This is a genomic window from Stenotrophomonas maltophilia (assembly GCF_047497515.2).
In the GTDB taxonomy this organism is placed as follows: Bacteria; Pseudomonadota; Gammaproteobacteria; order Xanthomonadales; family Xanthomonadaceae; genus Stenotrophomonas.
This window is the reverse complement of the sequence record NZ_JAXAXL020000008.1, coordinates 179,888-187,083: the sequence shown is the minus strand read 5'-3', so window position 1 is coordinate 187,083 and position 7,196 is coordinate 179,888. Positions and strand designations below refer to the sequence as shown.

5 protein-coding genes are annotated in these 7,196 nt (G+C 67.5%); 1 reads left to right on the top strand and 4 read right to left on the bottom strand.

Going from position 1 to position 7,196, the window contains the following annotated elements:
• The first annotated feature begins 566 nt into the window (after positions 1–566).
• On the top strand, positions 567–1,754 hold the full coding sequence (locus ACMZPQ_RS13160) for a benzoate/H(+) symporter BenE family transporter (RefSeq protein ID WP_197583763.1): 1,188 nt from the start codon (positions 567–569) through the stop codon (positions 1,752–1,754).
• Positions 1,755–1,806: 52 nt separating this feature from the next.
• Here the strand turns inward: ACMZPQ_RS13160 and ACMZPQ_RS13155 are convergent, their stop codons facing one another.
• From ACMZPQ_RS13155 to egtB, 4 genes are all read right to left on the bottom strand, one after another.
• Positions 1,807–2,568 (bottom strand): GYF domain-containing protein, encoded by a 762-nt coding sequence (locus ACMZPQ_RS13155; protein ID WP_414486114.1) that lies wholly within the window; start codon positions 2,566–2,568, stop codon positions 1,807–1,809.
• 26 nt (positions 2,569–2,594) lie between these two features.
• Positions 2,595–4,784 carry a lytic murein transglycosylase gene (locus tag ACMZPQ_RS13150; protein WP_414486113.1) on the bottom strand — a complete coding sequence of 730 codons (2,190 nt, stop codon included), beginning with the start codon at positions 4,782–4,784 and terminating at the stop codon, positions 2,595–2,597.
• 83 nt (positions 4,785–4,867) lie between these two features.
• Complete coding sequence (gene egtD, locus ACMZPQ_RS13145) at positions 4,868–5,842, bottom strand: L-histidine N(alpha)-methyltransferase (protein WP_197583765.1); 975 nt, start codon at positions 5,840–5,842, stop codon at positions 4,868–4,870.
• The gene (gene egtB / locus ACMZPQ_RS13140; protein ID WP_197583776.1) at positions 5,839–7,110 is read right to left on the bottom strand and encodes an ergothioneine biosynthesis protein EgtB; all 1,272 of its coding nucleotides are present in this window, start codon (positions 7,108–7,110) and stop codon (positions 5,839–5,841) included. Before egtB ends, egtD begins: the two co-directional genes overlap by 4 nt.
• Positions 7,111–7,196: the final 86 nt, after the last annotated feature.

The window sequence follows — 7,196 nt, the reverse complement described above, 5'->3', positions numbered from 1 at the left end:
AATTAATAGTTGCTTGATCAAACGTCTGCAAGATGGACAATCATCCTTCCTGCAGGCGCCTTCACAAGATACCTGCGCATACTTTCAAAGATCAGAGGAAGTGGCCTCAACGCCGTTCCCGTGTGCTGCGAAGTTTCCTTCGTAGCGAAGCCGCCCATTATAGCCGGCTTTTCCGCTTCGTCAACACCTTTTTTCAAGGTCGCCTCACCGGAGTGGACGCTGTTGCCGATGCCGCTTCGTCGTTGAGCCCGAAGGCCTTTCGTCGTTGCGAGCCGCCTATTATGCCGGACTTTTCGAGTCCGTCAACACCTTCGTTCGATCAACTCGTTCGTCGGTGGTGGCGTCGCTGCTCGCGTGCCGTTTCCGAAGAAGCGATGCGCTGCAGCAAGGGAGCGAATTCTAGAGATCCTGCAGATTTCGTCAAGGCTTTTTTTGCAGGGTGATTACAGAAGCGCGGTTACATCACGCATGACGTACGCTCGAAGATCACTGCGGCGTTGCCCGCGCGTTGCGCGGTCAACGCCGTAGCCGCTATCAATGCAGGGATGCACAGTGGAGAGACAGCAATGAGCATGCAGGTGGCACGCACGTGGTGGCGCGATCTTTCGATGCCGGCGATCGTTGCTGGCTTCATTACGGTGCTGGTGGGCTTCGCCAGTTCGGCGGTGATCGTGTTCCAGGCCGCGCAGGCGGTCGGTGCCAACCAGGCGCAGATTGCTTCATGGATGTGGGCGCTGGGCATGGGCATGGGCGTGACCTGCATCGGGCTGTCGCTACGCTATCGGGTGCCGGTAGTGACCGCGTGGTCGACCCCGGGTGCGGCGATGCTGGTGGTGGGTACCGGCGGCGCCTCGCTTTCGGAAGCCACCGGCGCCTTCCTGCTTGCTGCGCTGCTGGGCATGCTGGCCGGCTTCTCCGGCGTCTTTGCCCGGTTGATGCAGCGGGTGCCGATGGCGCTGGCCGCGGGCATGCTGGCCGGGGTGCTGCTGCGCTTCGGCCTGGACGTGTTCGTGGCCATGAACACCCAACTGATCCTGGCCCTGGCGATGTTCGCGACCTGGCTGGCCGGACGGCGCCTGTTTCCGCGCTATGCGGTCATCGCCACCCTGCTGGTCGGCATCATCGTCGCCGCCAGCCGTGGCCTGCTGCATACCCAGCAGGTACAGCTGCAGCTGGCGGTACCGCAATGGGTCACGCCGTCCTTGTCGTGGACCGCCGTCGCCGGCATCGCCCTGCCCCTGTTCGTGGTCACCATGGCCTCGCAGAACATTCCAGGCGTGGCGGTGATGCGTGCCTCCGGCTATGACGCCCCGGTGTCGCCGTTGATCGGCTGGATCGGCGTGGTCAACACCCTGCTGGCGCCGTTCGGTGCCTATGCGCTGAACCTGGCGGCGATCACCGCAGCGATCTGCATGGGTCGCGATGCCCATGAAGATCCGGCGCGACGCTACACCGCCGCGGTGGCTGCAGGCGCCTTCTATATTGTCATCGGCCTGTTCGGTGCCACGGTCGCTGCGCTGTTCGCCGCCTTCCCGAGGGAATTGGTAGCTTGCGTGGCCGGTATCGCACTGTTCGGCACCATCGGCAACAGCCTGGCCAGTGCACTGGCGGTGGAGCGTGACCGCGAGGCGGCACTGGTCACCTTCCTGGTCACCGCCTCGGGCGTATCGCTGGCCGGGATTGGTTCGGCGTTCTGGGGCCTGGTGGCCGGCGCGCTGTGCCTGCTGGTGCTGCGGGCACGGACACCGGCCTGAGCAATGGACTCAGGACTGCCAGCAAACGGGGTTGCCGGTCATCGCCTGCGCCTCAGCCGACCATCGCCTGCGCCACGAACATCATCGCGAGGACGAAGAAGATGGCCCCGACTGCCGCCGGTACGCTGGTGCCGCCGCGGGCCACCAATTCGCTGTGCAGGCGCGCCTCATCGTCGTCGGCAACGACGCGTGCCTGCGCGATCTCCCGCTGGCAGTGCGACAGATACCAGCGGTTGGCATACACCGCAGCGGTGATGTTGAGCACAAAGGTGATGAGCATGGACACACCCTCGGGCACATCCAGCAGGACCTCGGCGATGCTGAAGAACACCAGGGTGCCAGCCCATATGGCCGCCAGGCGGTACATCCTGCGGTACATCATCCAGATCAAGCCGATCAGGAACGCCGGCCAGTGCCAGGTACCGGCGCTCTCGGCGACACCCTGGTCCAGCCGCCAGCGCTGGCGATAGATCGGGAAATTGCCACCGACCACGGCGGCATACAACGCCATGTCGCCCGCCAGCGCCAAGGCGGGTGCGGCCACGTCCACCGTCGCGGGCGCACGGTAGGGATCGGAGGGATCTGCAGCGGCGGCGGGTGCAACCACGGCATGTTCAAGCGGCGCAGCGACCGGCCCGGCGGCGACCACCGAAGGGTCGAGCTCGGCCAGCGGTCGCCACGAGGGCATTCCCTCCCGCCACAGCAGGGTACGCGCCGTCACCGTGCCTTGCTGTTGCAGGCGGCGCAGCCCGGCCAGATCGACCGGCTCTTCGCTCTGCCGGCTATTGGCGTACCACCACTGTGCTTCCTGCATGACAACGTCCTTGTTGCGTTGATGCGTTACTGGTTGGCCGGCGTCCATGGTGCCGCAGACAACGTCTGTGACAACACATGCCTGCCGCCCGGCGGCAGGGTCACCACGTCCGGTCCGGCATTGGCGGCTTCCAGGCAAACATAGTCGCGCCAGCCCGCGCCGACGTCGGCCATCTTCGCCGCAGCCTCGGCACCGGGATTCCACGCGACCAGGGAACGGCTTCCGTCGGTACGGATGTCGATGCGGCGCTTGAGCACCGGATCACGCAGCACATAGTGGCCCTTGGCCTGCGTATAGATGCGATCGCTACGGCCGGGGTCGCGCGGGTCGCGCAACGACCAGGGGCCCTGCTGCCGACGCGGCTGCGCATAGTTCTCGAACTTGTCCAGATAGTCCAGGCCGTCCACGCCATCCACTTCCACCGCGCTGGCATCCCCCACGCGGAAGTAGTTGTGCAGCGCCTGGGTGATGGTGGCGGGCGCGCTGCCGGTGTTCTCGGTGATCAGCTGCTGGGTCAACTGGCGTCCCACGCGGACGGTCATGCGCAGGCGCAGGTCCAGGCTCTGCAGGACCGGCGGCGCCAGGATCAGCTCGATGCTGCCGTCATCCAGGCGACGGGCCTGCTGGAGTTCCCACGGCAAGGTGCGCACGAAGCCGTGGGCGGGCACGTCATTGCCCTGGCCCTGTCGGCCGAAATACGGCCAGCATACGGGGCTGCCTCCCCGGATGGGCGTGGGCAATTCGGCACGTCGCGGTGACAGCCACATCACGTCTGCCTGGCCCTTGGGCACGAAGGAAAGCAGCTGGCCACCAAAGACACTGATGGCGGCGCTGGCCTCGGCGGTTTCCACCAGCCAGGCATCGAGCCCTTGGTACTGCCCGCTGCGTACGCCCTGGATCTGCTGCACGTTGGATCGACTCCGTATGGCCGGCGACTGCACGGCACTGTAGTTGCTGGGAAGCGTGAAACGGGTGGGCACCGGCGCAGTAGCCGGCGTGTTCTGCAGTGCGCGCAGGATACGCTGTCCGGCGCGGCCATCGGCATTGGCCCAGCCAAGACGCTGCTGTTCGGCCTGGATCGCGCGGCGGGTGGCGGCGCCGATCATGCCGTCGGCGGCGCCGATGTCGTGGCCGCGGGCCAGCAGCAGGGCCTGCAGTTGGCGGCGCTCATCGCGGCCGATGCCGGGATCGTCGGTCGGCCAGGGCGTGGCCAGGCCTTTGCTGCCCCGCAGCTGGTCGGCCAGCGTAGCGATCGCCAGCGCATAGCTTTCGGCGGCGTTGTAGCTGTAGATCGCGTCGTAGTTGCGGAACACCAGCAGTGCCGGGCCCTTGCTGCCGGCCGGCAGCAGCAGCGCGGCGCGTGCATCGGCCGCCAGGTTGGCCGGGGCCAGCGCGCTGCCATCCAGCGCGGTCACGCCCTGCGCTCGCCAGTCGGCCAGCGACCGGCGCTGGGTGCGACCGGCCTGGCTGGCAGAGAAGCCGTCCGGGACACGCACTTCCATGCCCCACGGCTCGCCAGTGCGCCAACCGGCACGCTTGAGATAGTTGGCCGTGGACGCCAACGCATCGGGGATGCTGCCGACCAGATCGCGGCGGCCATCACCGTCGCCGTCGACGGCGATGCGCGCATAGGTGCTGGGCATGAACTGGGTATGGCCGAAGGCACCGGCCCAGGAACCAGTGAGCCCCTGCGGCTGCAGGTCACCGCGATTGATCAGCGTGAGCAGGGCCAGCAGTTCACCGCGGAAGAAGGCCTGGCGGCGGCCGGCGCAGGACAGCGTGGCCAGCGACTGCAGCAGCGGGCGCTTGCCGAACACACGGCCGTAGTCGCTCTCCACGCCCCAGACGGCGACGATGGTGGCCGGATCGACGCCGTACTGCGCCGACACGCGTTCCAGCAGATCACGGTGCTGCAGCAGCAGGGCGCGACCGTCGTCCACGCGCTGGCGATCGACCAGCGCGGCCAGGTAGTCCCAGATCGGCGTGGTGAATTCCGGCTGTGCGTCGAGCAGGCCGAGCACGCTGGGGGCGGGCGTGAGGCCTGCCGTGATCTCGGTGAAGCGGTCGGCACTGATGCCCTGGCTGGCGGCCTTGGACTGCACGTCGGCCAGGCAGCGGCCGAACGCTGGATCCACGGCAGTCGCCGCTGCTGGCACCGGCGGTTGCGGAGCCGTCGCGAGCGCGGCCGCCAAGCCGAGCGTGGTCAGAATGGGCATGGCGTCCTCCGTGTTGCCGTTGCAGGGCCATCTTAGGCGGAGCACTGCCGCCGAACCTGAAGCCAGGCCGGCTGATGGCCGATCTACGTGGCGCGCAGCAGGCGCAGACCGTAGGCCGGGCTCTCGGCATCCCAGCGCTGCACGACCTGCAGACCGGCCTGCTGCAACAGCCATTCGAAACTGTCGTCGGTGTACTTGTGGCTGTATTCCACCCGGATCGGCTCGCCGGCCTCGAAATGGAAGGTGCGGCCGTCAAGGTGCACGTCCTGCTCGTGCTGGCTGACCAGATCGGTCTCGATGCGCAGCCGCGCGGTGCTATACCGGGCGCGATGGCGGAACCCGTCCAGATCGAAATCGCTGCCGATCTCACGGTTGAGCCGGGCCAGCAGGTTGAGGGTGAACGCCGCAGTGACGCCCTGCGCATCGTTGTAGGCCGCTTCGATCAGCGCCGGGTCCTTGTGCAGGTCGATCCCCACCAGCGCCAGGCCATCGCGGCCCATGGTCTGGCGCATCGCGCGCAACAACGCCACGGCGTCGTCGGCGGCGAAATTGCCCAACGTGGAACCCGGGAAGAACAGCAGCCGCCGCGCCGGTTCCCGCTCGGGCGTGGGCACGGCGACGGGACGGGTGAAGTCGGCACACACTGGCAGCATTTCCACGTCGGGCAGTGCCGGTGCCAGATGGTCGATGCTGGACAGCAGTGCGGCCCGCGAGATCTCGATCGGGGTGTAGGCCACCGGGTCCTGCAGCGCGGCCAACAGCAGCGCGGTCTTGCGGCCACTGCCGCTGCCCAGTTCCACCACGTGCAGGTGCGGACCCACGACCCGCGCGATGTCGGGCAACACCCTGGCCAGCAGCGCCAGCTCGGTACGCGTGGGGTAGTACTCGCGGGTCTGGGTGATCTGTTCGAACAGGCGCGAGCCGCGCGCATCGTAGAAGTATTTGGAGGGCAGCTGGCGCTCGGCGCGCGACAAGCCAGCCACGGCGTCGGCGAGGATCTGCTGGCGACCGGGCGTGAGGTCGGTCAATGCCCGCAACGCGTCATGCACGGTGCTCATGTCAGGTCCCGGGCCAGGCGCAGGCCGGAGAACTGCCAGCGCGCCGGCGGCATGAAGAAGTTACGGTAGCTGGCGCGCACATGCCCGCGTGGGGTAGCACAGCTGCCGCCGCGCAGCACCCACTGGCCGCACATGAACTTGCCGTTGTACTCGCCGAGATTGCCGGCAAACGGGCGGAAGCCCGGATACGCGCCGTAGGCACTGTGGGTCCACTCCCAGACGTCGCCGAACAGCTGGCGCAGACCCTGGCCCTGGGCTGCCTGCGGGTGCAGGTGATCGTCATCGGCGAAATGCCCGCTCACCGGACGTGATGCAGCGGCTGCTTCCCATTCGAACTCACTGGGCAGGCGCGCGCCGGCCCAGCGGGCGCAGGCATCGGCCTCGTAGTAGCTGAGATGGCAGACCGGCGCATGCGGGTCGAGGCTGCGCCAGCCGCCGAGGGTGAACTCGCGCTGCAGGGCCGCATCCCAGTACAGCGGGTGCTGCCACCCCTCGGCTTCGCGCAGCGCCCAGCCTTCGCTGAGCCACCAGTGCGGTTCGTCATAGCCACCGGCCTCGATGAAACCGAGGTATTCAGCATTGCTGAGCGGGCGTTCGGCCAGCGCATGGGCGGGCAGCAGCACGCGGTGCGGCGGCGACTCGTTGTCATAGGCGAACGCGGCGTGGCCAGGCCAGGCGGCGGCGCCGACGGTGACGATGCGCTCGGGTGATTCGACCCAGCCCTGTGCGCTGGCGACCCCAGGGGCAGACCGCAGATCCTCGCGATAGGGTGGCTGCAGCGGGTTGCACCAGAAGGCATGCTTGATATCGGTCAGCAGCAACTCCTGATGCTGCTGCTCGTGCTGCAGGCCCAGCTGCAGATGCTGCAGTGCCTGTGGATCAAGATCGCCGTTGGCCAGCCGTGCCTGCACCTGCGCATCGACCTGCTGCCGGTAGTCGTACACCTGCCGCAGCGAGGGCCGCGACAACAGGCCCCGCTGCGGCCGTGCGTGTGCCGGGCCGATGCTCTTGTAGTAGCTGTTGAACAGGTAGTCCCAGCCAGGATCGTGCGCAGGCGCGGCGGCAAAGCCCGCCAGCACGAAGCGCTCGAAGAACCAGGTGGTGTGGGCCAGGTGCCATTTGCTGGGGCTGGCATCGGCCATGCTCTGCAGCATGGCGTCTTCGGCGCTGAGGGGGGCGGCCAGCTGCACGCTGCGGTCACGCACGCTGGCGAACCGGCGGGCGAGATCATGCTGCGGGGCAGCGACGGCGGTGGCTACGCTGTCCATGCCTGCAGCATCGGCGCGGGCCGGTGAGCGCAATGTCATGGCGCCACGTCAACGCATTCACACGCCTGACCGCAGCGCATTCAAGA